We start from the raw sequence: 23666 nt of genomic DNA on the forward strand, positions 1-23666 counted from the left end.
ATGGCAGACCTGATGCAGATGCTGACCACGAACCCCCTCGCCAGGCAGCTCGGTGTCCCTCAGCCCACCCGCCTGCGGCGCGGACGGGAGCTGCCCTCGGCGCCCGTCGCCCTCGGCTCCGCCGGCGGGGGCCGGATCGCCGGGCATACCCTCGAGCTGCTCGGTGTCCCCAGCCGGGAGGCGCTGGTCGACACCCCCGACACCCGGGTCACCGAGACCGACGACGACGGGCGCAGCCGGGAGGTCCCCGAGCGCTACCCGAGCGCGATCGGGGCACTGGTCGTCGACGCCACGGCCGCGACCTCGATCTCGGACCTGGAGACGGTGCGCGGGCTGCTCCGACCGGCCATGAGAGGGCTCGAGTCGTCCGGCCGCGTGGTGCTGCTGGGGGTCGAGCCCGAGACCGCCGGGGCGCCCACCGCCGTCGCCACCCAGCAGGCGCTGGAGGGGATCGTCCGCAGCGTGGGCAAGGAGCTGCGCGGCGGGGCCACGGCCAACCTGGTCCGCGTGGACCTGCTCACCGGCGAGCCCACCTCACCGCAGGAGCTGGCCTCCACCCTGTCCTTCCTGCTCGAGGGCCGCTCGGCATACGTGTCCGGGCAGGTCCTGCACGTCGGCCACGCCGGCACCACCCCGGAGGAGACGGTCGCACGACCGTTCGAGGGTCGGATCGTCGTCGTCACCGGCGCCGGGCGCGGCATCGGGGCCGGCATCGCCCGGACCTTCGCCCGGGACGGCGCCCTCGTGGTCGCCGTCGACGTGCCCGCCGGGGGACAGGGCCTGGCCGAGGTCGCCAACAGCATCGGAGGCACCGCGCTGCAGCTGGACATCACCGCGGTCGACGCCGGCCGCCGGATCGCCGGCCACGTGGCCCAGCGCTTCGGTGACGCCGCGCGGATCCACGCCATCGTGCACAACGCGGGCATCACGCGGGACAAGCTGCTCGCGAACACGGACGAGGAGCGCTGGGGCAGCGTCCTCGAGGTCAACCTGGCCGCGCAGATCCGGATGAACGAGGAGCTGCTCACCCCCGATCTCCCCGGCGGGCTCGACGAGGGCGGCCGGATCATCGGGGTCGCCTCCACCTCGGGCATCGCCGGCAACCGCGGCCAGGCCAACTACGCGGCCTCCAAGGCCGGCGTCATCGGGCTGGTCCGGGCGATGGGGGCCGATCCCCGGCTCACCGGGCGGGGCATCACCGTCAACGCCGTCGCCCCTGGCTTCATCGAGACCGAGATGACCGGGAAGATGCCGCTGGCGACGCGTGAGGTGGCCCGGCGGATCAACAGCCTCCAGCAGGGTGGCAGGCCGGTCGACGTCGCGGAGACGATCGGCTACTTCGCGGACCCGGCCAGCTCCGCCGTCACCGGACAGGTGCTGCGGGTCTGCGGCCAGAGCCAGATCGGAGCATGAGCGTGTCACCGCGACCGGACACCCCGGATGTCCCGTCCGACGTCGAGGTGGAGCTGCTCACCGAGGCGCCCAGCATCGCCGCGGCCTTCGCCACCGGCGTGGCCACCGGGCTGCGCCGCCCGGGTGCGCGTGGCGAGCTGCCCGGCCGACGGCTGGTGCTGACCGGCGTCACGCAGGACGTCGCCAGGCTGGCCGACTTCTGCCGGGTCACCGGCGGGCTGATCGAGGACACGGTGCCCGCCACCTGGCTGCACGTCCTCACCTTCCCGCTCCAGGTGCGGCTGATGGCCTCCCGCGACTTCCCCTTCCCGATGCTCGGGATGGTGCACGTCGCCAACGAGATGCGGGTGCACCGTCCGGTGCGGGTGGACGAGGAGCTGACGCTCTCGTCCTGGGCCGAGAACCTCGCGCCCCACCGCAGGGGCAGCACGGTGGACGTCGTCGGCGAGGCCCGGGTGAGGGACGAGGTCGTCTGGGAGGGTCGCAGCACCTATCTCGTGCGCGGTGACACCTCGCCGGGGACGTCGGCGGCGACCGAGGACCCCGGGGCCGCCGAGCCGGTTGCCGGGGACCGAGCCGGGGACGACGCGTCGCCGGCCCGGCAGATCGCGCTGTGGCGGGTGCCCACGGACCAGGGTCGCGCCTACGCCAGGGTGGCGGGGGACGCCAACCCGATCCACCTCTCCGCCCTGTCCGCCAAGGCCTTCGGCTTCCCCCGGGCGATCGCGCACGGGATGTGGACGCACGCCAAGGTGCTGGCCGCGCTCCAGCGCCGGCTCCCGCAGCGGTACGAGGTGACCGTGGCTTTCGCGAAGCCGATCCTGCTGCCCTCGGTCATCGTGCTCCGGGGCACCGGGGCACCGGGCCCGGGATCCTTCGCGGTGACCAACCGGGACGCCTCCAGGGTGCACCTGTCCATGCAGGTCACGGACCTGGGCTGAGCGCGCCCCGGAGGGCTCCTGCTCGTTTTGGAATCGTCCGACGGCCTCGTGTAAAGTTGCATCTCGCTGCCTGCGGGCCACACGGTTGCGCAGGGCCCACAGCCCGCCCCTATAGCTCAGTCGGTAGAGCGTTTCCATGGTAAGGAAAAGGTCAACGGTTCGATTCCGTTTGGGGGCTCTGGTGAGCCGGTTCGCCGGACGCCGCGAGGCGGAGTAGCTCAGCTGGTTAGAGCGCACGACTCATAATCGTGAGGTCGCGGGATCGAGCCCCGCCTCCGCTACCACGTACCTCGCAGGTACGGACCGCAGAAGCTAGAGATCCACACCCGAGAGCAGGTTGCACCGTGGCTAAGTCCACCGACGTTCGCCCCAAGATCACCATGGCGTGCACGGAGTGCAAGGAGCGCAACTACATCACCAAGAAGAACCGTCGGAACAACCCCGACCGGCTCGACATGGCGAAGTTCTGCCCGCGCTGCGGCAAGCACACCGCGCACCGCGAGACCCGCTGACGCACCGCCGCCAGCCACGACCAGGCCGTCACCCCCAGGGGTGGCGGCCTTCGTCATCCCCGCCCCAACGGGAGTGACCACGGGATAGCACAACCCTCATCGGCATACTTCCCGATGAAGCTTGTGCTAACCCGACGTTGGTCCGGGATGGGGGCGCGGATCGCTAGGGTGAGCGGTATGCCCGTCAACCCTGACTACGCCGGTCGGGCCTACCCGCCGGCGGGACCGTACGACATCACCCGCGAGCAGATCGCGGCCTTCGCCGACGCCGTCGGCGCCACCGGTGCGGCGCACCGCGACCCCGAGGCCGCTCGGGCGCTCGGGCACGCGGACGTGGTGGCTCCTCCGACCTTCGCGGTGCGGCTGGCCCAGCAGTGCGAGGCCCAGCTGGTGCAGGACCCCGGCGCCGGCATCGACTTCTCCCGCGTCGTCCACGGCCAGGAGGGCTTCACCCACCACCGGCCGATCGTCGCCGGAGACGTGCTCACCGGCACGCTGCACGTGGACACCATGCGCGAGGCCGGCGGTCACGGCATGGTCGCCACCCGGGTGGAGCTGGCGGACACCGCGGGCGAGCCGGTCACCACGGTGACCTCGACCATCGTCGTCCGGGGGGCGGGCCGGTGAGCGGGCTGAGCCGCACGGTGAGCGTCGACCGCGACCGTCTGGTGGCGTATGCCGACGCCTCCGGCGACCAGAACCCCATCCACCGGGACGCCGAGGTCGCCCGGTCGGTGGGCCTGCCGGACGTCATCGCGCACGGCATGTGGACGATGGGCGCAGCGCTGGAGCTGGTCACCGACTACGTGGGCGGGGACCCCGGCCGCGTCCTGTCCTGCCAGACCCGCTTCACCGGCATGGTCGTCGTGCCCGAGGGCCGCTCCGTCGAGGTGCTGGTCGAGGGCGAGGTCACCAAGACCGACGAGCAGGCCGGCACCGAGACCCTCCAGCTCACGGCCACCTGCGCCGGCGAGAAGGTGCTCGGTCGGTGCCAGGCCGTGGTGCGGCGGGCGGGGACCGACGCGTGAGCCGACCGACGTCCGGGACGGCCGACGGGGCCACGGCGGACACGGCGCGACCGCTGGCCGAGCTGACGACCATGCGCGTGGGTGGACCCCCGCGACGGATGGTCACCGCGACCACCGAGGCCGAGCTGATCGAGGCCGTCCGGGAGGTCGACGACGCGGGGGAGCCGCTGCTCGTCGTCGGCGGTGGCTCGAACCTCGTGGTGGCCGACGAGGGCTTCCCAGGGACGGTGGTCCTGGTCCGGACCCGCGGGGTCGAGGTGCCGCACGACTCGGCCTGCGGTGGGGTGAGCGCCACGATCGCGGCCGGCGAGACCTGGGACGACGTCGTCGCCCACGCGTGCGAGCAGGGATGGTCCGGCATCGAGGCGCTCTCCGGCATCCCGGGCGCGACCGGTGCGACACCGGTCCAGAACGTCGGCGCCTACGGCCAGGAGGTCGCGCAGACCATCGCCAGCGTCCGGGTCTGGGACCGGGTCGAGAGCCGGATCCGCACGATGTTCGCGGCCGACCTCGACTTCTCCTACCGGCACTCCGTCCTCAAGGAGTCGATGGTCGGCGCGGGCGCCGCCCCGGGCGCGGTGACCCCGCGCCACGTCGTGCTCAGCGTCACCTTCTCGCTGCGCCCCACCGAGCTCTCCCAGCCGATCGGGTATGCCGCGCTCGCCGACGGGCTCGGGGTCGAGCTGGGGGAGCGGGTGCCGTTGGCGCAGGCGCGGGCCGCGGTGGTGGAGCAGCGGGCGCGCCGCGGGATGGTGCTCGACCCGGAGGACCACGACACCTGGTCCTGCGGGTCGTTCTTCACGAACCCGATCATGCCGCGCGAGCAGCTCCAGGAGGTCCGCGCCAGGGCCGAGCACAGCATCGGCCAGGACCGTCGGTCGGCGATCCCCCCGAGCTATCCCACGGACACCGAGGAGCTGGTCAAGACCTCTGCGGCCTGGCTCATCGAGCACGCCGGCTTCACCAAGGGCTACGCCACCCGGGCGGGCCGCCCCGCCGGGCTCTCGACCAAGCACACCCTCGCGCTGACCAACCGCGGCGCGGCGACGGCGCAGGACGTCGTGACCCTCGCCCGGGAGGTCCGTGACGGGGTCGAGCAGACCTTCGGGATCCGCCTGGTCAACGAGCCGGTGCTGGTCGGCCTGAGCCTCTAGGCGGGCTCGACTCAGCGTTCGCGGACCCCCGCGGCCACGGCGTCGGCGACGGCCTCGAGGTAGGACGCCGGGAGGTCGTCCTGCCCGAGGACGGCGGCCCAGTAGGGCACCATCTCGCGGAAGTAGTGGTGCCCGTGGCCGCCGGGCGTCGACACCGAGAGCGGCATGTCCATCCCGATCTGCCAGAAGGACACCCAGGGCTGCCAGGTGAGGGCGGCCGGCACGTCGCGCCCGGCGCGCTCGCGCATCCAGTCCGGCTCGTGCCACAGCAGGGTCGGGTCCCACCAGACGATGGGGTCCGAGGCGTGCTGGGCATACACCACCCGCGGCTCCTCCCAGGCGACGTAGGGGCCGCCGTAGAAGTCCTGACCCAGCTCCGCGGGGCGGGTGACGAAGCGCACGTGCCGCCCGTTGTCGACCACCGGGGCGATCTGCGGTGAGCCCGGCTGACGACCCGCGGTCAGCTCGCTCCACACCGGGGTGAACGACGGGGTGCCGGACCACAGCGCGCCGTCCACCCGGTCGAGCATGTCCTGCGCCGAGGAGAAGGCCCCCTGGCCGCCATAGGACCCGAGGGACTCCCCACTCACCACGACCCGCGGCCGCCGGCCCTCCGGCAGCGCCTCGACCCGCGCCTCGACCGCCTCGAACAGCGCACGTCCCGCCTCGGGAGGAGAGTCCCGGTCCGTGGCGTAGGCCAGGGCGGAGGAGAAGAAGGAGTACTGCATGGACACGGTGGCGACGTCCCCACCGGTGAGGTACTCCAGCGACGCGACCGACCACTCCTGCACGTAGCCGGTCCCGGTGGAGGTGATGACGTGCACCACGGAGCGGTCGAGGGCGGCGGTGCGGTCGATCTCCCTCATCACCGCGGCCACCGCCGCCTCGATCGTGTCGTTGTCCTGCTTCCCGGCATACAGCCGGATCGGCTCACGCGCCTGCGCCCCCGTCACCCGCGCGATGTCCGCCGCCCGCGGACCGTCGGCGACCATCGCCTGCCCGTCCCGCCCCAGGTCGGCCCAGGCCTGGGTGGACTGCGGGCTGCCCGACCGCTCGGCCTGGCTGGGCGCCACCCGCCCCTGCGGCGTCTCGGCGTTGAGCCGGGCGGCCGACCCCAGCGCCGCGTTGACCGCCTGCCGGTAGACCAGCCCCTCGCTCACCCAGACGATGCCGACGAGCAGCAGCACCGCCGCGACGGTGGAGGCCACCACCCCCGGCAGCCACCGTCGGCCCAGCCGTGCCAGCTGCTTCCACAGCGAGCCCACCAGCCGCACGCCCAGGACCAGCAGCACACCGAGCCCCAGACCTCCCGCCACCCCCACGGCCATCCCGGCGTTGCCACCGGTGTCGAGCCCCACGAGGTCGGCGTTGCTGGCCTGCTGGCGCACGCTCCACCACCACACGACCCCGCTGACCCCGACCAGCAGCACGTCCCAGGCCACGGTCAGCACCCGCTCGGCCCGCGGGCTCACCCGGACCTGCAGGCCGATCAGCCGGGCGAGCAGCCCGCTCACCCGCCCGAGGAGCGAGCCCACCAGGTAGCCGTAGGCGATGCTGAAGCCGACACCGACCGTGGTCATCCACCACGTCCGCGGCAGCAGGCTCGGGCTGAGGGCGACCCACAGCATGACCAGCCCGAGGGTGAAGCCGAGCTGGGACACCCGGCCGAAGAGCCACTCGCGACCCGGGCGCACCGTGCGGGGATAGAGCAGCACGGTCGGGGCGGCGTCCACGCCCCCAATCTAGGACCGGGCACCCCCGGCGGGCGGCCCGCCCCGGCGTGCGCGACGATGACGGTATGCGCGCAGTCCAGCTGTCCCTGCTCGTCGCCTCCGCCCTGGCGCTCGCCGCCTGCGGCACCGACACGAACGGCTCCGGTGGCGCCGATCCGTCGAGCTCGCCGGACGGAGGAGGTGAGGAGGTCTTCGCCTCCGGGATCGTCATGCAGTCCTCCGCGGACGCCCCGGTCGAGTTCTGCGTCGGCCCCATCGCCGAGTCCTACCCACCGCAGTGCACCGGCCCGGAGCTGGCCGGGGCCTTCTCCTGGGACGACGTCGAGGTGCAGACCGAGGGGGAGGTGCGGTGGACCGACACCACCTACTACGGCGTGGGCACCTTCGACCCGGACCAGGGGGAGCGGGGCACCTTCTCGCTCACCCAGCCGCTCGGCACCGAGGAGCCCGAGGGGTATGCCCGGCTCTCGACCGGGTAGTCAGCCGGTCGGCACGGCGTGCAGCCAGCCGTCGACGTCGCCCAGCAGGGCGCGCTTGACCTCGGCCGGTGCGGTCGATCCCTCGATCGAGCTGCGCGCCAGGTGGGCCAGGGCGGCGTCGTCCAACCTGTGGTCGACCCGGGCGGAGACGTACTGGTCGGCCAGCCGGTTGCCGAACAGCAACGGGTCGTCGGCGCCCAGTGCCACCCTCGCGCCCACCTCCAGCAGCCGCGGCAGCGGCACCGCGGCCAGGGACGGGTAGACGCCGAGCGCGACGTTGCTCCCGGGGCATACCTCGAGGGTCACCTGCTCGTCCACGACGCGCCCCAGCACCGCCTCGTCCTCCACCGCGCGGATGCCGTGACCCAGCCGGTCGGGGAGCAGGTGGTCCAGGGCGACCTGGACGTGGTCGGCGCCGAGCAGCTCGCCGGCGTGCGGCACGCTGGCCAGCCCGGCCTTCGCGGCGATCCGGAAGGCGGGCTCGAAGTCGCCGGTCCAGCCGCGGCGTTCGTCGTTGGAGAGCCCGAAGCCGACGACCGCCCCGGCCCCCTCCCCGGCGTGCCTGGCGGCCAGCCGGGCCAGGGCCCGGGCATCCAGCGGGTGCTTCATCCGGGAGGCGGCGACCACGACCGCGACCTGGGTGCCGGTGGCCTCGCTGGCGGCGCGGGCCTCGTCCAGCACGATCTCCAGGGCCGGTGTCAGGCCCCCGAGGAACGGGGCGTAGGACGTCGGGTCCACCTGGATCTCGAGCCAGCGCGACCCCTCGGCCGCGTCGTCCTCCGCGGCCTCCCGGACGATGCGGCGCATGTCCTCCTCGTCCCGGACGACGGCGCGGGCGGCGTCGTAGAGCCGCTGGAAGCGGAACCACCCCCGCTCGTCCCGTCCGGACAGCTCCGGCGGCCACCGCGTCGTCAGGGCGTGGGGCAGCCGCAGGTGGTGCTTGGCGGCCAGGTCCCGGACCGTCTCGATCCGCATCGAGCCGGTGAAGTGCAGGTGCAGGTGGGCCTTGGGCAGCGCGAGCAGCGAGCGGGTCCCCTCGGGCATCCACCCAGCCTAACCAGGGGGTTATCCCCCTGGGGAGAGGCGGCACCGTCTCACTACAGTCGGCCCTGTGACCGTGATCCAGACCCGAGGGCTGACCAAGCGCTACGGCTCCGGCGCGCCTCCGGCGCTGGCCGATCTCACCGTCGACGTCGCCGACGGGGTGACCGGCCTGGTCGGTGCCAACGGTGCGGGCAAGTCGACGCTGATCAAGCTCCTGCTCGGCCTGCTGGCACCGACCTCCGGCAGCGGGAGCGTGCTGGGTCACGACATCACCGCGGGTGGTGAGGCGATCCGACGGGCGGTGGGCTACATGCCCGAGCACGACTGCCTGCCGCCGGACATGCGCTGCATCGACTTCGTCGTGCACATGGGGAGGGTCTCCGGGCTGCCGGCCGCCGCGGCGCGCGAGCGGGCCGCCGACGTGCTCCGTCACGTGGGGCTGGCCGAGGAGCGCTACCGCCTGATGGGTGGCTACTCCACCGGCATGAAGCAGCGCGCCAAGCTGGCCCAGGCCCTCGTCCACGACCCGCAGCTGGTGCTGCTGGACGAGCCCACCAACGGCCTGGACCCGGCGGCCCGGGACGACATGCTGGCGCTGGTCCAGCGGATCGGCCACGACTTCGGCATACCGGTCCTGGTCACCTCGCACCTGCTCGGCGAGCTGGAGCGGGTCAGCGACCACGTGATCGTCCTGGACGCCGGTCGGCTGCTGCGCTCGGAGGAGACGCAGGCCTTCCTCGCCGACACCGGGGTGGTGCTGGTCGAGGTGATCGGTGCGGCCGACGCGCAGCAGCGGATGGGGGAGGCCCTGGCCGCCCGGGGCCTGGTCTCCCGGCCGCGCGGCAGCCTCATCGAGATCGACCCGGTGACGCTGCCCGACGACGCCGACGGCGAGGCGGCCACGCGGGCGCACGACCAGCTGCGCGACGTCGTGCGCGACACCGCGGCGGACCTCGGGGTCGGCCTGGTGCGGGTGCAGGCGCAGACCGGCCGGCTCGAGGACGTCTTCCGCGAGGAGGTGCCGGCATGAGCGCACCGGCCGAACGCACCGGGGTGATCCACGACATCGGCTACCGCCGGTATGCCGGTGCCCGGATGAGCAGCGCCGGCATCGCCGGGTCGCTGCTCGCCTCGGGGGTGCTCGCGGTCTTCGGCTTCGGACGCTCGGGCAAGGCCAAGATCCTGCCCTTCGTCCTGCTCGGCATGACCATGGTCCCCGCGGTCGTCATGGTGGGGATCATGAGCTTCATCGGGCTGGACGCCGGGCTGCTCAACTACGCGAGCTACAACGCGGGCAGCTCGTTCCTGGTCGTGCTGTTCGTGGCGGCGCAGGCGCCGGTGCTGTTCAGCCGGGACCTGCGCTCCGGCGTGATCAGCCTCTACCTCGCCCGACCGCTGGGGGCGAGCGCCTTCGCGCTCATCCGATGGGCCTCGCTCGTGCTGGCCATCCTCGCCTTCGTGCTCACCCCGCTGCTGGTGCTCTTCATCGGTGGGCTCTCCGCCGGTGCGTCCTTCACCGAGGAGCTGCCCCGCGTCGCCTGGGCGCTGGCCGGGGCGGTCGTCCTCGCGCTGCTGGTGGCGACGGTGGCCGCGCTGGTCTCGTCCTGGACGCTGCGGCGGGGCCTGGCGATCGCCGGCACGATCATGGTGCTGCTGGTCGGGCTGGGGGTCACCGTGGCGCTGAAGGAGACGCTCTTCTTCGAGGGCATGGACACCGCCGCGCACTGGGTCTCGCTGCTGTCGCCCTTCGCGCTCGTCGACGCCGTCACCGCGGTGCTGGGGGGCACGGACGCGCAGATCACCAGCGCGCCGGAGTCGGTGGCCACCGGGTGGCTCCTCGTCTCGACCGCGCTCGCGCTGATGGCCGTGGGTCTGCTCCTGCTCATCCGTCGCTACCGCAGCAAGGGGGCGTGATGACCGACCTGACCCTGACCGACGTCTCGCGCTGGTACGGCAACGTGGTCGCCGTCAACGACGTCACCATGACGATCGGCCCGGGCGTCACCGGCCTGCTCGGCCCCAACGGCGCCGGCAAGTCCACCCTGATCGCCATGATGGCGGGATTCCTGGCCCCCTCCTCCGGCGAGGTCCGCCTGGGCGAGCAACGGGTCTGGCGCAACGTCACGGCATACCGGGACCTGGGGCTGGTCCCGGAGCGGGAGGTGAGCTTCGCCTATCTCACCGGGCGCCAGTTCGTGCAGGCCAGCGCCGAGCTGCACCGGCTGCGCGACACCCGCGCCGCCACCGCCCGGGCGCTCGCCGAGGTCGACCTGACCGACGCCGCGGACCGCGCGATCAGCACCTACTCCAAGGGGATGCGGCAACGCGCCAAGCTGGCCTCGGCCCTCGTCCACGAGCCGCAGGTGCTGCTGCTGGACGAGCCCTTCAACGGCGTCGACCCCCGACAGCGGATGCACCTGATGGACCTGCTGACCCGGATGGGGGAGGCCGGCCGCACCGTGCTCTTCTCCAGCCACATCCTGGAGGAGGTCGAGCAGATCGCCCGCCAGATCGAGGTCGTCGTCGCGGGGCGGCACGCCGCGAGCGGGGACTTCGGAGCCATCCGGCGGCTGATGACGGACCGGCCGAGCCACTACCTCGTCCGGTCCACCGACGACCGGGCGCTCGCGGCGGCGCTGATGGCCCGGCCGGGCGTCCGCAGCGTCGCGCTGGGGCGGGTCGGCACCGGGGACGCGATCACCGTCGAGGTGACCGACACCGGTGAGTTCACCCATGCCCTGCCGGTCCTGGCGCGCCGGGCCGGCATCACGGTGCGGGAGATCGCACCCTCGGACGAGAGCCTGGAGTCGGTGTTCACCTACCTGGTGCAGTCATGAACCTCACGATCATGCGACTCGCCCTGCGCGCCATCGTCGGCGGCTGGCGCGGCGTCATCCTGCTGGCCCTGCCCGTCCTGCTGATCGGTCTCGCGGCGCTGCTGCGGGCGGTGACCGGCGAGCCGGTGAGCGCCACCATGGTGATCGTCGAGGTCGGCCTGGCGATGGTGGTGCCGCTGGTGGCGCTGCTCGCCGCCAACGGCGTGCTGGGGCCGGAGATCGACGACGGTTCGGTGGTCTACCTGCTCTCGACGCCGGTGAGCCGGTACGTCGTGGCGGCGTCCAAGTTCGCCGTCGCCGCCGGCTCCGCCGCGCTGCTCTCGATCGGCGGACTGCTCGGGGCGAGCCTGGCCGGGGGACTGTCGGACCGGTGGTCCGTGGTGGCGGTGGTCACCGGCGGTGGGGGAGCGGTGCTCTACTGCGCCCTGTTCACCGCGCTGGCCGCCGCGACCCGGCACGGCATGATCGCCGGTCTGATCTACGTCCTGGTCATCGAGCAGCTGCTCGGCCGGTTCCTCGGCGGCTTCCGGTTCGTGTCGGTCCGGGCGGTGGCCGAGCGGCTCGGCGAGTCCGCCGCCGACGTGGACCTCGCTGTCGCGGACATGGGGCTGACGTATGCCGTCATCGCCTCCGCGGTGCTGCTCCTGGTCGGGGTGGCGGCCGCGGGATGGCGGCTGACCCGCTTCCAGCTCAGGGGCGACGAGTAGGTCCTGTCCCTCGGGGTCCCGGGCGCCGCGGGCGACCACGGGCCCGACGCAGGGACGCCAGCACGGCCCGGTCCAGCGGCGCGAACTCCTGCGACATCGTGGGGCCGGGGAGCGGGCGGGCACCCTGCTCCGTGCGCCAGCGGGCGTGCGCCGCGGCGCGGGCCTGGGCGTCGAGCACCTGCAGGATCCGGTCCACCGCACGCAGGATCGAGCCGCGCAGCAGCCACTGGTCGGACCCGTCGTCCCTGCTGGACTCCATCAGCATGAGCTCGGTGAGGATCGCCCGGGTCTCGCGGAGCAGCTCGACGCTGTCGTCCAACAACGCCTGGCGCTGCTCCGGGTCCCCGGACACCTCCGCCTCGACCAGCTGCCCGAAGGAGTCGATGCAGGAGCCGACGTCCCGGAGCACGACGGCGACCGCCGCGCGCACCTCGTCGGAGAACTCCTGCGGCCCGGCACCACGCTCGTCAGGCACCTCGTGGCCCAGGGCGACGAAGAGCGCCCGGGTCGCCGCGGCGCAGTCCTGCAGCGAGTCCAGCCCGGAGCGCAGCAACGGGCTGACGTCGGCGCGCCCGATGGTCCGGGTGTTCCACTGCCACATCTCACCGACCTGACCCACGAGCTCGCCGGCCCGGCCCAGGTCGTCCTCGACGTCGCGCGCCGCGCGCAGGTGCTCGGCCACCGACCCGGCCGTGACCGGCGCCTCGTCGATGGCCGTCGCCGAGGAGCTGAAGACCTCGGCGAGGCGCCGGGCCACGTCCCGCACGGACGACGCGGCGCGGCCCACCGGGATGGCCGGGGGCCAGAGCAGCGGCAGGGCGATCCCCACCCCTGCCCCGATGAGCGTGGTCAGCACCCTCGTCTCCGCGGCGGTGTTCTGCAGCGAGGCGCCGAGGATGAGCATCCCGCTGATCGGCGTCTCCAGCGCCTGCGGACCGAGGCGGAAGAGGCTGCCCAGGAGCAGGGAGGCGAAGACGACCACGGCCAGGGACCACCAGGTCAGGCCCACCCAGATCGAGACCACCAGGGCCACGCCGATGCCGGTCAGCACCGCGCCGACGCGCACCATGCCCATCCGCAGCGACCCGGTCGCGCTGGCCTGGGTGACGAGGATGGCGGTCAGCGAGCAGGTCAGGTCGATGGGGCCGACCGTGACCGCCCGGGTGATGACGTAGGCCAGGACCGCGGCGGTGGTCATCCGCACCAGGTTGACCGTGTCCGGCCGCCACCCGACGAGCAGGGCACGCCCGGCCTGGGTGGCCCAGTCCCGGACGGCCTGCGGGCCGCGAGTGGTCATGCCCTATCTCACCACGGCACCGTCACCGGGCAAAGGCCTCGCTGACCTGCGGATTGCATATCTATGCAAGGTAGCGCATACACTCGTCATCATGTCCAAGGTCTTGACCAGCATCCCTGTCGGTGAACGCGTCGGCATCGCCTTCTCGGGCGGCCTCGACACCTCCGTCGCGGTGGCGTGGATGCGAGAGAAGGGCGCCGTGCCCTGCACCTACACGGCACACATCGGGCAGTACGACGAGACGGACATCGACGGTGTCCCGGGGCGTGCGGAGGAGTACGGCGCCGAGCTGGCGCGGCTCGTCGACTGCCGCCCCGAGCTGGTCGAGGAGGGCCTCGTCGCGCTCGCCTGCGGCGCCTTCCACATCCGCTCCGGCGGCCGCACCTACTTCAACACGACGCCGCTGGGCCGTGCCGTCACCGGCACCATGCTCATCCGGGCGATGAAGGAGGACGACGTCCACATCTGGGGCGACGGGTCCACCTACAAGGGCAACGACATCGAGCGGTTCTACCGCTACGGCCTGCTCGCCAACCCCCAGCTGCGGATCTACAAGCCGTGGCTGGACGAGGCCTTCGTCTCCGAGCTCGGCGGGCGCGACGAGATGAGCCAGTGGCTGGCCGAGCGCGACCTGCCCTACCGCGCGAGCAAGGAGAAGGCATACTCCACCGACGCCAACATCTGGGGCGCGACCCACGAGGCGAAGAAGCTCGAGCACCTCGACGTCGGCATGGAGATCGTCGAGCCGATCATGGGGACGCGCTTCTGGGACCCGGAGGTGCCGATCGAGGTCGAGGACGTCACCGTGTCCTACCGGGACGGTCGCCCGGTCGCGATCAACGGCGACGACTTCGGTGGCGATGCGGTGGCGCTGGTGATGGAGGCCAACGCCATCGGCGGGCGCCACGGTCTGGGCATGGCGGACGAGATCGAGAACCGCATCATCGAGGCCAAGTCGCGCGGCATCTACGAGGCGCCGGGGATGGCTCTGCTGCACATCGGCTACGAGCGGCTGGTCAACGCGATCCACAACGAGGACGTCATCGCGGCCTACCACACCCAGGGCCGGGCCCTGGGTCGGCTGATGTACGAGGGGCGCTGGCTGGACCCGCAGGCGCTGATGATCCGCGAGTCGCTGCAGCGCTGGGTGGCCTCGGCGGTCACCGGGGAGGTGACCCTGCGGCTGCGGCGCGGCGAGGACTACACGATCGTGGCGACCGACGGCCCGGCGTTCAGCTACCACCCGGACAAGCTGTCCATGGAGCGGGTGACCAACGCCGCCTTCGGCCCGACCGACCGGATCGGCCAGCTGACGATGCGCAACCTGGACATCGCCGACTCCCGGTCCCGGCTGGAGCAGTACGTCGCGATGGGCCTGCTGGGCGTCGGCGCGGCCGCCGAGGCGCAGGGTCTGGCTGCCGGTGCCGACGGTGCCGCGGCGGAGCACGCGCGCCTGGGCCTCGCGACGACCTCGCTCGTGGGCGAGCTCACGCCGGGCGGCGCGGACCGCATCGCCGGCGGCGTCGGCCCCACCGAGGACGAGGAGGAGTCGCTGGACTGGGCGGCGATGGAGTTCGGCACCGACTGACCGGCCGCACGGTCTGCGTCGACCGGCCGCACGGTCTGCGTCGACCGGCCGCACGGTTTGGGCCGACCGGCCGCACGGTCTGCGTCGACCGGCCGCACGGTCTGCGTGAGCGACCGCGTCGAGGAGCGTGTCAGCGGGCCTCGGCCAGCAGCGCCTGGATCCGACCGACGCCCTCCTTAAGGTCGTCGTCACCCAGGGCATACGAGAGCCGCAGGTAGCCGCTGGGCCCGAAGGCCTCGCCCGGGACGACCGCGACCTCGACCTCGTCCAGGATGAGCGCGGCGAGCTCGACCGAGGTCTGCGGGGTCCGGCCACGGATGGTCCGGCCGAGCACCCCCTCGACCGAGGGGTAGGCGTAGAACGCGCCCTGCGGCACCGGGCACCGGACGCCGTCGATGGCGCCGAGCATCTCGACGATCCGCCGGCGACGCCGGTCGAAGGCGACCTTCATCTCCTCGACCGCATCCAGGGAGCCCTCCAGCGCGGCGATCGCGGCCCGCTGCGACACGTTGGCGACGTTGGAGGTCGCGTGGCTCTGCAGGTTGGTCGCGGCCTTGATCAGGTCCTTCGGCCCGACCATCCAGCCGACCCGCCACCCGGTCATCGCGTAGGTCTTGGCGACGCCGTTCAGCACCACACAGGTGTCGGCCAGCTCGGGCACTACGACCGGCATCGAGGGCGCCTTCGCCCCGTCGTAGAGCAGGTGCTCGTAGATCTCGTCGGTGACCACCCAGATGCCGTGCTCCAGCGCCCACCGGCCGATCGCCTCGACCTGCTCGGGCGGGTAGACGGCCCCCGTGGGGTTGGACGGGGAGCAGAAGAGCAGCGCCTTGGTCCGCTCGGTGCGGGCGGCCTCGAGCTGGTCCACCGTGACGAGGTATGCCCCGTGCTCGGTGTCCGCGCCGGCGAAGACCTCGACCGGGGTCCCGCCGGCGAGCCGGATCGCCTCCGGGTAGGTCGTCCAGTACGGCGCGGGCAGGATCACCTCGTCGCCCGGGTCCAGCAGGGCGGCGAAGGTGTTGTAGACCGCCTGCTTGCCGCCGTTGGTCACCAGGACGTCCGCCGGCTCGATGGCATACCCCGAGTCGCGATGCGTCTTGGCGACGATCGCCGCCTTGAGGTCCGGGAGACCGCCTGCGGGGGAGTAGCGGTGGTTCACCGGGTTGCCGCAGGCCTCGACGGCGGCCTGCACGACGTAGTCCGGGGTCGGGAAGTCGGGTTCACCGGCCCCGAAGCCGATCACCGGCCGCCCCTCGGCCTTGAGGGCCTTGGCCTTGGCGTCGACCGCCAGGGTGGCGGACTCGGCGATGGAGCCGATGCGGGCACTGATGCGGGTCTGCTCGCTCACGGGGACCATCATGTCATCGTCGCTTCACGCGGCGTCAGGCCCCGTCCGGGCACGGGCGTCTTTGCCCAACCTGTCGGCCGTCACGTAGACTGACCCTTCGGGTGTTCGCACCGTGCGCCAGCCTGCCTCCCAACAGCAGCCGACGCCGCGACCGCCTTCGAAGGGCAATAGCTCAATTGGTAGAGCACCGGTCTCCAAAACCGGCGGTTGGGGGTTCGAGTCCCTCTTGCCCTGCGTGACCGGCGGGCAGCCTGCCCGCCGCGACCACCAGACCTGCAACAGGAAGGCGACCCGTGGCGAACCCCGCCCGCGACACCGACGGTGTCGCTCGCAGCCAGGCTGGCCCCGGCCAGTCGGGGCGCCCGGCGACCTTCGTCGAGCAGGTCATGGCCGAGCTGCGCAAGGTCGTCCAGCCGACGCGCAACGAGCTCATCACCTACACGATCGTCGTCTTCGTCTTCGTGCTCGTGATGATGGCGTTCGTCTTCGGCCTGGACCAGCTGTTCCAGTGGCTGGTCGGCCTCGTCTTCGGGGCCTGACCGCCAGTTTCGGCAGCGGCACCGACCCGGTGCTGCACACACGACATTGAGGAAGTAGGGCATGTCCGAGCAGACCCCTGACTACGACGAGGTCACGGCTGAGCAGTCCGTCGGCGCCGCCGACGTGGAGGCCGCCGAGCGGCACGACGGCGAGCCCGCTGCCGACCCCGCCGAGGAGGCCGTCTACGGCGAGGACGAGCAGGTGAGCACCGAGGACGCCCCGGCCGAGGAGGCCGAGGAGGCCGTCGACCCGCTGGAGGAGTTCACCTCCGTGCTGCGCGGCAAGTTCGGCGACTGGTTCGTCGTCCACTCCTACGCCGGCTACGAGAACCGGGTCAAGCACAACCTGGAGACCCGCATCACGAGCCTCAACATGGAGGACTACATCTTCGAGGTGGAGGTCCCCATGGAAGAGGTGACCGAGATCAAGAACGGTCAGCGCAAGCAGGTCCGCCGGGTGCGGATGCCCGGCTACGTGCTGGTCCGGATGGAGCTCACCGACGAGTCCTGGGGTGCGGTGCGGCACACGCCGGGCGTGACCGGCTTCGTCGGCAACGCGCACCAGCCGGTGCCGCTGTCCATCGACGAGGTCGTCTCGATGCTGGCGCCCGTCTTCGACACCCCCAGCCCGGCCGCCGCGGCCGCGTCCGGGGAGTCCTCGACCGATGGTGCCGACCTCGGCAGCGGTCGCCCTGCCCAGCCGCAGGTCGACTTCGAGGTCGGCGAGTCGGTGACCGTCATGGAGGGGCCGTTCGAGACCCTTCCCGCGACCATCTCCGAGATCCTGCCCGAGAGCAACAAGCTCAAGGTCCTGGTCTCCATCTTCGGCCGCGAGACCCCTGTCGAGCTGGGCTTCAACCAGGTCGCCAAGCTGTAGGAACCCGACCGGACCGCTCGGTCCGGTCCGCCCACGCCGGGGCACCGTCCCGGCACTGCAACCGGGTCATCGCCCATGGCGTAGGCCCAGAACCAAGGAGAGCACATGCCCCCCAAGAAGAAGGTCGCAGGCTTCATCAAGCTGCAGATCCAGGCCGGCGCCGCCACCCCGGCCCCGCCCGTCGGCCCCGCCCTGGGTCAGCACGGCGTCAACATCATGGAGTTCGTCAAGGCGTACAACGCCGCGACGGAGTCCCAGCGTGGCAATGTCATCCCGGTCGAGATCACGGTCTACGAGGACCGCTCGTTCACCTTCATCACCAAGACCCCGCCGGCCGCCGAGCTCATCAAGAAGGCCGCCGGCGTCGGCAAGGGTTCCGGCGAGCCGCACAAGACCAAGGTCGGCACGCTGACCGATGCGCAGCTCACCGAGATCGCCGAGATGAAGATGGCGGACCTGAACGCCCACGACCTCGACATGGCCAAGCGCATCATCGCGGGCACCGCCCGCTCGATGGGCATCACCACCGCCTGAGACCTCCCGGCCCGCGGGCCGGGACACCTGTGGCAGGGCCTGCGCTGGCCCGTCCGACCACAGCTCCACCATCACCACCAAGGAGTGACACATGAAGCGCAGCAAGGCATACCGCGCCGCAGCGGAGAAGCTCACCGAGGGCTCGTTCTACACCCCTCGTGAGGCGATCCGTCTGGCCAAGGAGACGTCCACCACGAAGTACGACGCGACCATCGAGGTCGCCCTGCGGCTGGGCGTCGACCCGCGCAAGGCGGACCAGCTGGTCCGTGGCACGGTCAACCTGCCCGGCGGCACCGGCAAGACCGCCCGCGTCCTCGTCTTCGCCAACGGCGACAAGGCGCAGGCCGCCCTGGACGCCGGGGCCGACCACGTCGGCTCGGACGACATGATCGAGAAGGTGTCCGGCGGATGGACCGACTTCGACGCTGTCGTCGCCACCCCGGACCTCATGGGCAAGGTCGGCCGGCTGGGCAAGGTGCTCGGCCCCCGTGGCCTGATGCCGAACCCCAAGACCGGCACCGTCACGATGGACACCGGCAAGGCCGTCTCGGACATCAAGGGCGGCAAGATCGAGTTCCGGGTGGACAAGCACAGCAACCTCCACTTCATCATCGGCAAGGCGTCCTTCGACGAGGCGACCCTGGCGGCGAACTACGCGGCGGCGATCGAGGAGATCCTGCGGCTGAAGCCGGCCAGCTCCAAGGGCCGCTACGTCACCAAGGCCACGATGTCGACCACGATGGGTCCGGGCATCCCGATGGACCCGGCCCGTGTCGGCAGCGTCCTGGAGACCGCCACCGCCGAGTGACCGGCCGCTGACGTCGCGACGCCCCCGGGGAGCCTCGGCTCTCCGGGGGCGTCGTCGTTCCATCCGGCGTCGGCTCAGCCGTCGTCCCCCCGGGGCCACCCGACCTGGGCAAGGTTGCGCACGGCAGGCGAGCCTCTCGACGGCGCATCAGGTGCACAACCTTGCCCAGGTCGTGCTGCGGGACAGGAGGCGCACCCTCACGTCGGCCACCCGTCGGTCGAGGCTGTGGACAACCTCAGCGAGGCAGGACCCAGGAGAGCAAGACTCGGCCCATGGACCAGGACGTCGTGGCGCTGCTCGAGGCCCAGGACGGCGCGGGGGCCGTCGGCCAGCTGCTCCGGGCGGGCTGTTCCCGACGGACCGTGGAGCGGCTGGTCCGCACCGAGGTGGTGGTGCGCGTCCGCCGGGACGCCGTGGTGCTGGCCAGCGCCCTGCGAGCCACCACCCGGTGGGAGCGACGTGCCCTGCGTGCCCGCGCCGTGGGGTTCAGCCTGGCCCACCCTCGGCACGGTGCACATCCTCGGGTCCACGCGTTGAGCCACCAGAGCTCGCTCGCCGCGTGGAGGCTCCCCTACGAGGGCGGGGGCGAGGACATCCACCTCTCGCGCCTGGACGGGCAGCGCGGTCGACGGGAGGGGGCCGTCTGGGTCCACGCGCCGGTGCCGCCGACCTGGGTCACCGAGCAGGACGGGCTGCTGGTGGTGCGCCCGGCCCTGGCCGCGCTGCAGGTCGCCGCGACGTCCGGGCCGGCGGCCGGGGTGGTCTGCCTGGACGGGGTGCTCCACGACGCGGCGCTCGCCGATGCCGCGGCAGCGGGTCAGGGCGCGGAGGTCGTCCGGCGCGCGATCGTGACGCGCGGGTCGGCGCAGGCGGCGGTCCAGCGCGACATCGACGATGCCCTGAGCAGGGGCTTCGGCCGCGGGCAGCCCTCCGTGGTCCAGGTCGTCGAGGCCGCAGACGCGCGGAGCGAGTCGGCGGGGGAGAGCCGGAGCAGGTGGCTCGTCCAGCTCCTCGGCCTGGGGCCGTGCACGCCGCAGTTCGCCGTGCGCGACGGTGACGTGCTCGTCGGGTATGCCGACCTCAAGCTCGACCGGTGGCCGGTGCTCCTGGAGTTCGACGGCTCCGGGAAGTACACAGGGCTGGACGACCTGCTGTCCGAGAAGGACCGTGAGGATCGACTGCGCGCGCTCGGCTACGAGGTCGTCCGCATCCGGTGGGCCGATCTGGCGCGCCCGCACCTGGTCCGTCAGCGCATCCTCGCCGCCATCGCCCGTGCGGAGGCGCGGCGGGCGGGGTGAGGGCGCCTGGGCAGGGTTGTGCACCGCGTGCACGGCTCTCGACGACGTCTCCGGTGCATGACCTTGCCCAGGTCGGTCGGGGGGTGGGCGGGTGGTCGGCTCTCCGGGGCGGCGTCGTTCCCCTGCTGACGGCTCAGCCGCGCGAGACCTCGGGGAGCCGCCGCGAGACCACGGCACCGAGCAGCCCCAGTGCCGCGAGGAAGAGCAGGGCAGCCACGGCCCCGAGCGTCGCCAGGGCGGCGCTCACGGCCCCGGTGAGCAGCAGCAGCACGCCCATCGCCGTGTTGGACACCGCCACGTAGCGGGTCCGCTCATCACCCTCCGCGACGTCGACGACATAGGTCTTGCGGGCCACCCGCACACCGACGTGGACCACGCTGATCAGCAGGTATGCCGTCACCAGGGACCACGTGAGCGCGGGGGAGCCCTCAGGCAGGGCGGCCACCGCGACGACGACCGCGAGCACCACGGCCGAGGCCACCAGCGACCCCACGGACATGACCCGTCGGCTGGAGCGGTCGGCCCACCGACCGACGATCCGGCCACCGATGACCGAGGCGAGCCCCTGCGCGACGACGAAGGCGCCGAGCCCGGTGAGCAGGCCGGCCGCGCCGTCGCCGGATCCGCCCCGCGCCGCGAGCGTCACCAGGAACGGTGGTGACAGCGCCGAGACCAGCAGCAGCGCCCGGGCCAGGACGAAGGTCCGGAAGTCCCGGTCCTGGCGCAGCAGAGCGAGCGTCTCGGACCACCAGGGTCCGCGCTCGGGCGCCGGCGGCTGCGGACGCTCGGGCACCCCGGCGTAGACCACGGCCGCAAACCCCCACATCGTGGCCGCCCCGACCAGCAGCGCGGCCAGCACCGGTGGCCGGACGTCCGGTCCGTGCACCGCGAGCGCCAGGCCGATGCCGAGCGCAGCGACCCCGGAGACGGCCGTCGCCGCACCTGTCACCTGGCCGCGCTGTCCCTTGGGCAGCGTCCGCCCCTGCACGTCCTTGGCCGCCATCGAGCACAGGCAGCGGGCCAGCGCGAACGCCGCGAGGGCCAGCAGCACGACCACTCCCGCCAGGACTCCCTCGAGCAGGAGCGCAGCCGCCGCCAGCACGAGCGTCGCCACCCCCTGACCGAGCGCTCCAACGACCCATACCCGCGTGCGCCGCGGGTGCGCCATCACCCACGGGGTCAGGGCGGCCTGCGGCAGCATGGAGCCCGACTCGCGGATGGGCACCAGCAGGCCGACCAGGGCGACGGGGGTGCCGACCACGGAGAGCAGCCACGGCAGGACGGTCTTGGCATTGACGACCTGGTCCCCGATGCTCTGCAGCGCTCCCGCCGTGATCAGCCGGAGCCCGCCGGAGGCGACCCGCTCCGGGCCTCCCAGCTCCCGCTCGGCCGCGGCGTCCGGCTCCACGAGGCGGTGGTAGATGCGCTGCGGGGCAGGCTCGTCGGGCATACCCCCATCCTCGCCCCTAGGCTGCCGAGACATGCAGCCACCCGACGCGCGCCAGGACCAGCCTGCCCCCGAGCACCAGCCCCCGCCCGGGGTGGACGACGCGACCGTGCAGGCCCTGGGCAAGCTGAGCGAGGCGCTGGAGACGGTGGAGCACGCCCGGGGTCTGCTCTACGGCTTCCACCGCCTCACCGGGAGCGCCGACCTGGCCCTGGGCGAGGCGATCGACCAGCTGCACCGGGCCGGCCACGAGCAGCTCGCCGACCAGCTCCGCGAGGACCTGCTCGGGCGCAACGTGCTGCAGGGGAGGTGGACCTTCCAGCTCGTCGAGGAGTACGACGACGGCTACTGGAGCCGGTTCCGGACCTGGGAGGAACGGGCGCGGCAGCAGCTCGCGCAGGGGAGACGGCACCTGCACGAGGCGCGGATGAAGGAGGAGGAGCGCACCGACGGCCGGCCCGGCCACGAGGCGCGACCGGACCAGGGGGCGTGAGATTTGGGTGACCTCCGGGGTATGCCGTAGCATCGGGGCATACCCAAGACCGCCGGTTGTCGGCGTGCCCGGGGTGCGCGAGCACCGCGGAGGCGTCGGCCGAAGGTTCCGACCATCGTCGGGGCGCCAGCGCAGGTGATCCGAGCCAGACCTGGTCGGCGTGAGTCGTCCCAGATCCTTCGAGCCCCGGTGCGCCTGCGCCGGGGCTCTCGTCGTGCCGGGCCCGGGGGTAGCCGGCACCACGACGTGAAGGAGGCCAGTATGGCGACGCCCGAGAAGGTTGCTGCCATCGCCGAGCTGACGGAGAAGTTCCGCAGCTCCGGTGGGGCCGTGCTGACGGAGTACCGCGGGCTGCGGGTGAGCCAGATCACCGAGCTGCGGTCCTCCATGCGCGAGCACGCCACCTACGCCGTGGTGAAGAACACGCTGACCAGGCGTGCTGCTGCCGAGGCCGGCATCGACGGCCTCGACGAGCACCTGCAGGGCCCCACGGCCATCGCCTTCGTGACCGGTGACCCGGTCGAGGCGGCCAAGGGTCTGCGTGACTTCGCCAAGGCCAACCCGGCCCTGGTCATCAAGGGTGGGGTGCTCGACGGCAAGCCGTTGACCCCCGCCGAGATCACCAAGCTCGCGGACCTCGAGTCCCGCGAGGTCCTGCTGGCCAAGCTGGCGGGTGCCATGAAGGGCAACCTGTCCAAGGCCGCCGGCCTGTTCGCCGCTCCGCTGTCGTCGACCGCTCGGGTCGTCGAGGGGCTGCGGGCCAAGGTCGAGGAGCAGGGCGGTCCGCTCTCCGGGTCGACGTCGGCGGCTGCCGACGAGGCCCCGTCGGCCGACACCGCCGACACCCCCGCCGCGGCAGACGCCGAGGCGACCACCGACGTCGCCGAGGGTGGCGACGAGAGCTGAGCGTGGGGCCGCCCGGCCGCACGTCCCAGCGCATTCACCAACGCCACTCACGGCATACAACAGGAAGGAACGCCCATCATGGCGAAGCTGAGCACCGAGGAGCTCCTTGACCAGTTCAAGGAGATGACCCTCATCGAGCTGTCCGAGTTCGTCAAGGCCTTCGAGGAGACCTTCGAGGTCACCGCGGCGGCCCCGGTCGCCGTCGCGGCCGCCGGAGCCCCCGCCGCCGGCGGCGGTGGCGAGGCCGGCGCGGCCGAGGAGCAGGACGAGTTCGACGTCGTCCTCGAGGCCGCCGGCGACAAGAAGATCCAGGTCATCAAGGAGGTCCGCGCGCTGACCTCCCTCGGCCTGAAGGAGGCCAAGGACCTGGTCGACGGTGCGCCGAAGCCGGTCCTGGAGAAGGTCGACAAGGAGGCCGCCGAGAAGGCCAAGGAGCAGCTCGAGGGCGCTGGCGCCACCGTCACGCTCAAGTGAGCCCGGCGGGATCCACGGGTATGCCGTGGGTCCCGGCCGCTCCACTCCGTCGCGGGCGGGGTCGCGCACCACTGGTGCGTCGGCCCCGCCCGCGGTGCGTCTCGGGGAGTGCTCCCCGAGGTGCCGTGACACGCGTGTGACGCGTGCGGTGCTTGACGAAAGGGGCGTCGAGGGCGCACCATCGATGCTGGACGAGCCTCGGCCGCCGA

Annotated in this window: 25 protein-coding genes and 3 tRNA genes; 23 read left to right on the forward strand and 5 right to left on the reverse strand. The window is 72.5% G+C overall.

The features are described 5' to 3' along the window. The 8 genes from FXF60_RS10775 to FXF60_RS10810 all read left to right on the forward strand — a co-directional run bounded on the left by FXF60_RS10775 (window position 1) and on the right by FXF60_RS10810 (window position 5048). Window positions 1–1413: a 3-oxoacyl-ACP reductase gene (locus tag FXF60_RS10775; protein ID WP_151525977.1), complete on the forward strand. Its 1413-nt coding sequence runs from the start codon at window positions 1–3 to the stop codon at window positions 1411–1413. Further along, the gene (locus FXF60_RS10780; protein ID WP_151525978.1) at window positions 1410–2354 is read left to right on the forward strand and encodes a MaoC/PaaZ C-terminal domain-containing protein; all 945 of its coding nucleotides are present in this window, start codon (window positions 1410–1412) and stop codon (window positions 2352–2354) included. The genes FXF60_RS10775 and FXF60_RS10780 overlap by 4 nt, the downstream gene beginning before the upstream one ends. 105 nt (window positions 2355–2459) lie before the next feature. Continuing rightward, window positions 2460–2532: transfer RNA gene (locus FXF60_RS10785), tRNA-Thr, on the forward strand. 29 nt (window positions 2533–2561) lie between these two features. Continuing rightward, a tRNA-Met gene (locus FXF60_RS10790) sits at window positions 2562–2638 on the forward strand. A gap of 60 nt (window positions 2639–2698) precedes the next feature. Continuing rightward, window positions 2699–2866 carry a 50S ribosomal protein L33 gene (gene rpmG / locus FXF60_RS10795; RefSeq protein WP_010148718.1) on the forward strand — a complete coding sequence of 56 codons (168 nt, stop codon included), beginning with the start codon at window positions 2699–2701 and terminating at the stop codon, window positions 2864–2866. Window positions 2867–3043: 177 nt separating this feature from the next. Then, complete coding sequence (locus FXF60_RS10800; RefSeq protein ID WP_151525979.1) at window positions 3044–3493, forward strand: FAS1-like dehydratase domain-containing protein; 450 nt, start codon at window positions 3044–3046, stop codon at window positions 3491–3493. Further along, on the forward strand, window positions 3490–3894 hold the full coding sequence (locus FXF60_RS10805) for a MaoC/PaaZ C-terminal domain-containing protein (RefSeq protein ID WP_151525980.1): 405 nt from the start codon (window positions 3490–3492) through the stop codon (window positions 3892–3894). Before FXF60_RS10800 ends, FXF60_RS10805 begins: the two co-directional genes overlap by 4 nt. Window positions 3895–3965: 71 nt before the next feature. Continuing rightward, entirely contained in the window at window positions 3966–5048 is a 1083-nt protein-coding gene (locus tag FXF60_RS10810) for a UDP-N-acetylmuramate dehydrogenase (protein WP_238335819.1), read from the forward strand. A gap of 11 nt (window positions 5049–5059) precedes the next feature. Here FXF60_RS10810 and FXF60_RS10815 read toward each other — a convergent pair whose 3' ends face one another. Beyond that, complete coding sequence (locus FXF60_RS10815; RefSeq protein WP_151525982.1) at window positions 5060–6781, reverse strand: alpha/beta hydrolase; 1722 nt, start codon at window positions 6779–6781, stop codon at window positions 5060–5062. Between the two features lie 65 nt (window positions 6782–6846). Between FXF60_RS10815 and FXF60_RS10820 the strand changes: the two genes are divergently transcribed. Next, window positions 6847–7260 (forward strand): hypothetical protein, encoded by a 414-nt coding sequence (locus FXF60_RS10820; RefSeq protein WP_151525983.1) that lies wholly within the window; start codon window positions 6847–6849, stop codon window positions 7258–7260. Here the strand turns inward: FXF60_RS10820 and FXF60_RS10825 are convergent, their stop codons facing one another. Further along, on the reverse strand, window positions 7261–8304 hold the full coding sequence (locus FXF60_RS10825; protein ID WP_151525984.1) for an adenosine deaminase: 1044 nt from the start codon (window positions 8302–8304) through the stop codon (window positions 7261–7263). 67 nt (window positions 8305–8371) lie between these two features. On the opposite strand from FXF60_RS10825, the gene FXF60_RS10830 reads away from it, so the two are divergent. Genes FXF60_RS10830 through FXF60_RS16555 form a run of 4 tightly spaced genes read left to right on the forward strand, consistent with a single transcriptional unit; the run spans window position 8372 to window position 11848 of the window. Next, a complete protein-coding gene (locus FXF60_RS10830; RefSeq protein ID WP_151525985.1) occupies window positions 8372–9334 on the forward strand; it encodes an ABC transporter ATP-binding protein in 963 nt (320 codons plus the stop codon). Further along, window positions 9331–10218, forward strand: a complete 888-nt coding sequence (locus FXF60_RS10835) for a hypothetical protein (RefSeq protein WP_151525986.1) — start codon at window positions 9331–9333, stop codon at window positions 10216–10218. The genes FXF60_RS10830 and FXF60_RS10835 overlap by 4 nt, the downstream gene beginning before the upstream one ends. Further along, a complete protein-coding gene (locus FXF60_RS10840; RefSeq protein ID WP_151525987.1) occupies window positions 10218–11141 on the forward strand; it encodes an ABC transporter ATP-binding protein in 924 nt (307 codons plus the stop codon). Before FXF60_RS10835 ends, FXF60_RS10840 begins: the two co-directional genes overlap by 1 nt. After that, window positions 11138–11848, forward strand: a complete 711-nt coding sequence (locus tag FXF60_RS16555) for an ABC transporter permease (protein ID WP_192796703.1) — start codon at window positions 11138–11140, stop codon at window positions 11846–11848. The genes FXF60_RS10840 and FXF60_RS16555 overlap by 4 nt, the downstream gene beginning before the upstream one ends. Here the strand turns inward: FXF60_RS16555 and FXF60_RS10850 are convergent. Continuing rightward, complete coding sequence (locus tag FXF60_RS10850) at window positions 11832–13145, reverse strand: FUSC family protein (protein ID WP_151525988.1); 1314 nt, start codon at window positions 13143–13145, stop codon at window positions 11832–11834. The two genes, FXF60_RS16555 and FXF60_RS10850, sit on opposite strands and share 17 nt — an antisense overlap. Before the next feature lie 91 nt (window positions 13146–13236). Here FXF60_RS10850 and argG point away from each other — a divergent pair, with 91 nt between their 5' ends. After that, entirely contained in the window at window positions 13237–14733 is a 1497-nt protein-coding gene (argG, locus tag FXF60_RS10855) for an argininosuccinate synthase (protein WP_151525989.1), read from the forward strand. Between the two features lie 130 nt (window positions 14734–14863). On the opposite strand, the gene FXF60_RS10860 is transcribed toward argG, so the two are convergent. Beyond that, complete coding sequence (locus tag FXF60_RS10860) at window positions 14864–16090, reverse strand: pyridoxal phosphate-dependent aminotransferase (RefSeq protein WP_238335820.1); 1227 nt, start codon at window positions 16088–16090, stop codon at window positions 14864–14866. A gap of 152 nt (window positions 16091–16242) precedes the next feature. Here FXF60_RS10860 and FXF60_RS10865 point away from each other — a divergent pair. From FXF60_RS10865 to FXF60_RS10890, 6 genes are all read left to right on the forward strand, one after another. After that, window positions 16243–16315, forward strand: a tRNA-Trp gene (locus FXF60_RS10865). Window positions 16316–16374: 59 nt separating this feature from the next. Then, window positions 16375–16620: a preprotein translocase subunit SecE gene (gene secE, locus FXF60_RS16840; RefSeq protein WP_238335813.1), complete on the forward strand. Its 246-nt coding sequence runs from the start codon at window positions 16375–16377 to the stop codon at window positions 16618–16620. A gap of 61 nt (window positions 16621–16681) precedes the next feature. Next, window positions 16682–17497: a transcription termination/antitermination protein NusG gene (gene nusG / locus FXF60_RS10875; protein ID WP_151525991.1), complete on the forward strand. Its 816-nt coding sequence runs from the start codon at window positions 16682–16684 to the stop codon at window positions 17495–17497. A gap of 105 nt (window positions 17498–17602) precedes the next feature. Next, window positions 17603–18031 carry a 50S ribosomal protein L11 gene (gene rplK, locus FXF60_RS10880; RefSeq protein ID WP_151525992.1) on the forward strand — a complete coding sequence of 143 codons (429 nt, stop codon included), beginning with the start codon at window positions 17603–17605 and terminating at the stop codon, window positions 18029–18031. A gap of 91 nt (window positions 18032–18122) precedes the next feature. Beyond that, window positions 18123–18839, forward strand: a complete 717-nt coding sequence (gene rplA, locus FXF60_RS10885) for a 50S ribosomal protein L1 (RefSeq protein ID WP_151525993.1) — start codon at window positions 18123–18125, stop codon at window positions 18837–18839. A 272-nt stretch (window positions 18840–19111) separates the two neighbouring features. Further along, window positions 19112–20137 carry a hypothetical protein gene (locus FXF60_RS10890; protein ID WP_151525994.1) on the forward strand — a complete coding sequence of 342 codons (1026 nt, stop codon included), beginning with the start codon at window positions 19112–19114 and terminating at the stop codon, window positions 20135–20137. Between the two features lie 133 nt (window positions 20138–20270). Here the strand turns inward: FXF60_RS10890 and FXF60_RS10895 are convergent, their stop codons facing one another. Beyond that, the gene (locus tag FXF60_RS10895) at window positions 20271–21587 is read right to left on the reverse strand and encodes an MFS transporter (protein WP_151525995.1); all 1317 of its coding nucleotides are present in this window, start codon (window positions 21585–21587) and stop codon (window positions 20271–20273) included. A gap of 31 nt (window positions 21588–21618) precedes the next feature. On the opposite strand from FXF60_RS10895, the gene FXF60_RS10900 reads away from it, so the two are divergent. The 3 genes from FXF60_RS10900 to rplL all read left to right on the forward strand — a co-directional run bounded on the left by FXF60_RS10900 (window position 21619) and on the right by rplL (window position 23457). Next, a complete protein-coding gene (locus FXF60_RS10900; RefSeq protein ID WP_151525996.1) occupies window positions 21619–22077 on the forward strand; it encodes a hypothetical protein in 459 nt (152 codons plus the stop codon). 261 nt (window positions 22078–22338) lie between these two features. Further along, window positions 22339–22983, forward strand: coding sequence for a 50S ribosomal protein L10 (gene rplJ / locus FXF60_RS10905; RefSeq protein ID WP_151525997.1), 645 nt, complete (start codon window positions 22339–22341; stop codon window positions 22981–22983). A gap of 78 nt (window positions 22984–23061) precedes the next feature. Continuing rightward, window positions 23062–23457: a 50S ribosomal protein L7/L12 gene (gene rplL / locus FXF60_RS10910; RefSeq protein WP_151525998.1), complete on the forward strand. Its 396-nt coding sequence runs from the start codon at window positions 23062–23064 to the stop codon at window positions 23455–23457. The last annotated feature ends 209 nt before the right edge of the window (window positions 23458–23666 follow it).

This window comes from Serinicoccus kebangsaanensis, from assembly GCF_008919445.1.
GTDB lineage: Bacteria > Actinomycetota > Actinomycetes > Actinomycetales > Dermatophilaceae > Ornithinicoccus > Ornithinicoccus kebangsaanensis.

Bases quoted from the DNA above. Each gene is read 5' to 3' on its own strand.
- FXF60_RS10895 (WP_151525995.1), bottom strand. From the start codon at position 21,587: ATGCCCGACGAGCCTGCCCCGCAGCGCATCTACCACCGCCTCGTGGAG.
- FXF60_RS10780 (WP_151525978.1), top strand. From the start codon at position 1,410: ATGAGCGTGTCACCGCGACCGGACACCCCGGATGTCCCGTCCGACGTC.
- nusG (WP_151525991.1), top strand. From the start codon at position 16,682: ATGTCCGAGCAGACCCCTGACTACGACGAGGTCACGGCTGAGCAGTCC.
- rplK (WP_151525992.1), top strand. From the start codon at position 17,603: ATGCCCCCCAAGAAGAAGGTCGCAGGCTTCATCAAGCTGCAGATCCAG.
- FXF60_RS10860 (WP_238335820.1), bottom strand. From the start codon at position 16,090: ATGGTCCCCGTGAGCGAGCAGACCCGCATCAGTGCCCGCATCGGCTCC.
- rplA (WP_151525993.1), top strand. From the start codon at position 18,123: ATGAAGCGCAGCAAGGCATACCGCGCCGCAGCGGAGAAGCTCACCGAG.
- FXF60_RS10810 (WP_238335819.1), top strand. From the start codon at position 3,966: ATGCGCGTGGGTGGACCCCCGCGACGGATGGTCACCGCGACCACCGAG.
- FXF60_RS10775 (WP_151525977.1), top strand. From the start codon at position 1: ATGGCAGACCTGATGCAGATGCTGACCACGAACCCCCTCGCCAGGCAG.
- FXF60_RS10800 (WP_151525979.1), top strand. From the start codon at position 3,044: ATGCCCGTCAACCCTGACTACGCCGGTCGGGCCTACCCGCCGGCGGGA.
- rplJ (WP_151525997.1), top strand. From the start codon at position 22,339: ATGGCGACGCCCGAGAAGGTTGCTGCCATCGCCGAGCTGACGGAGAAG.
- FXF60_RS10890 (WP_151525994.1), top strand. From the start codon at position 19,112: ATGGACCAGGACGTCGTGGCGCTGCTCGAGGCCCAGGACGGCGCGGGG.
- FXF60_RS10835 (WP_151525986.1), top strand. From the start codon at position 9,331: ATGAGCGCACCGGCCGAACGCACCGGGGTGATCCACGACATCGGCTAC.
- FXF60_RS10825 (WP_151525984.1), bottom strand. From the start codon at position 8,304: ATGCCCGAGGGGACCCGCTCGCTGCTCGCGCTGCCCAAGGCCCACCTG.
- argG (WP_151525989.1), top strand. From the start codon at position 13,237: ATGTCCAAGGTCTTGACCAGCATCCCTGTCGGTGAACGCGTCGGCATC.
- FXF60_RS16555 (WP_192796703.1), top strand. From the start codon at position 11,138: ATGAACCTCACGATCATGCGACTCGCCCTGCGCGCCATCGTCGGCGGC.
- FXF60_RS10820 (WP_151525983.1), top strand. From the start codon at position 6,847: ATGCGCGCAGTCCAGCTGTCCCTGCTCGTCGCCTCCGCCCTGGCGCTC.
- rplL (WP_151525998.1), top strand. From the start codon at position 23,062: ATGGCGAAGCTGAGCACCGAGGAGCTCCTTGACCAGTTCAAGGAGATG.
- FXF60_RS10850 (WP_151525988.1), bottom strand. From the start codon at position 13,145: ATGACCACTCGCGGCCCGCAGGCCGTCCGGGACTGGGCCACCCAGGCC.
- FXF60_RS10840 (WP_151525987.1), top strand. From the start codon at position 10,218: ATGACCGACCTGACCCTGACCGACGTCTCGCGCTGGTACGGCAACGTG.
- FXF60_RS10900 (WP_151525996.1), top strand. From the start codon at position 21,619: ATGCAGCCACCCGACGCGCGCCAGGACCAGCCTGCCCCCGAGCACCAG.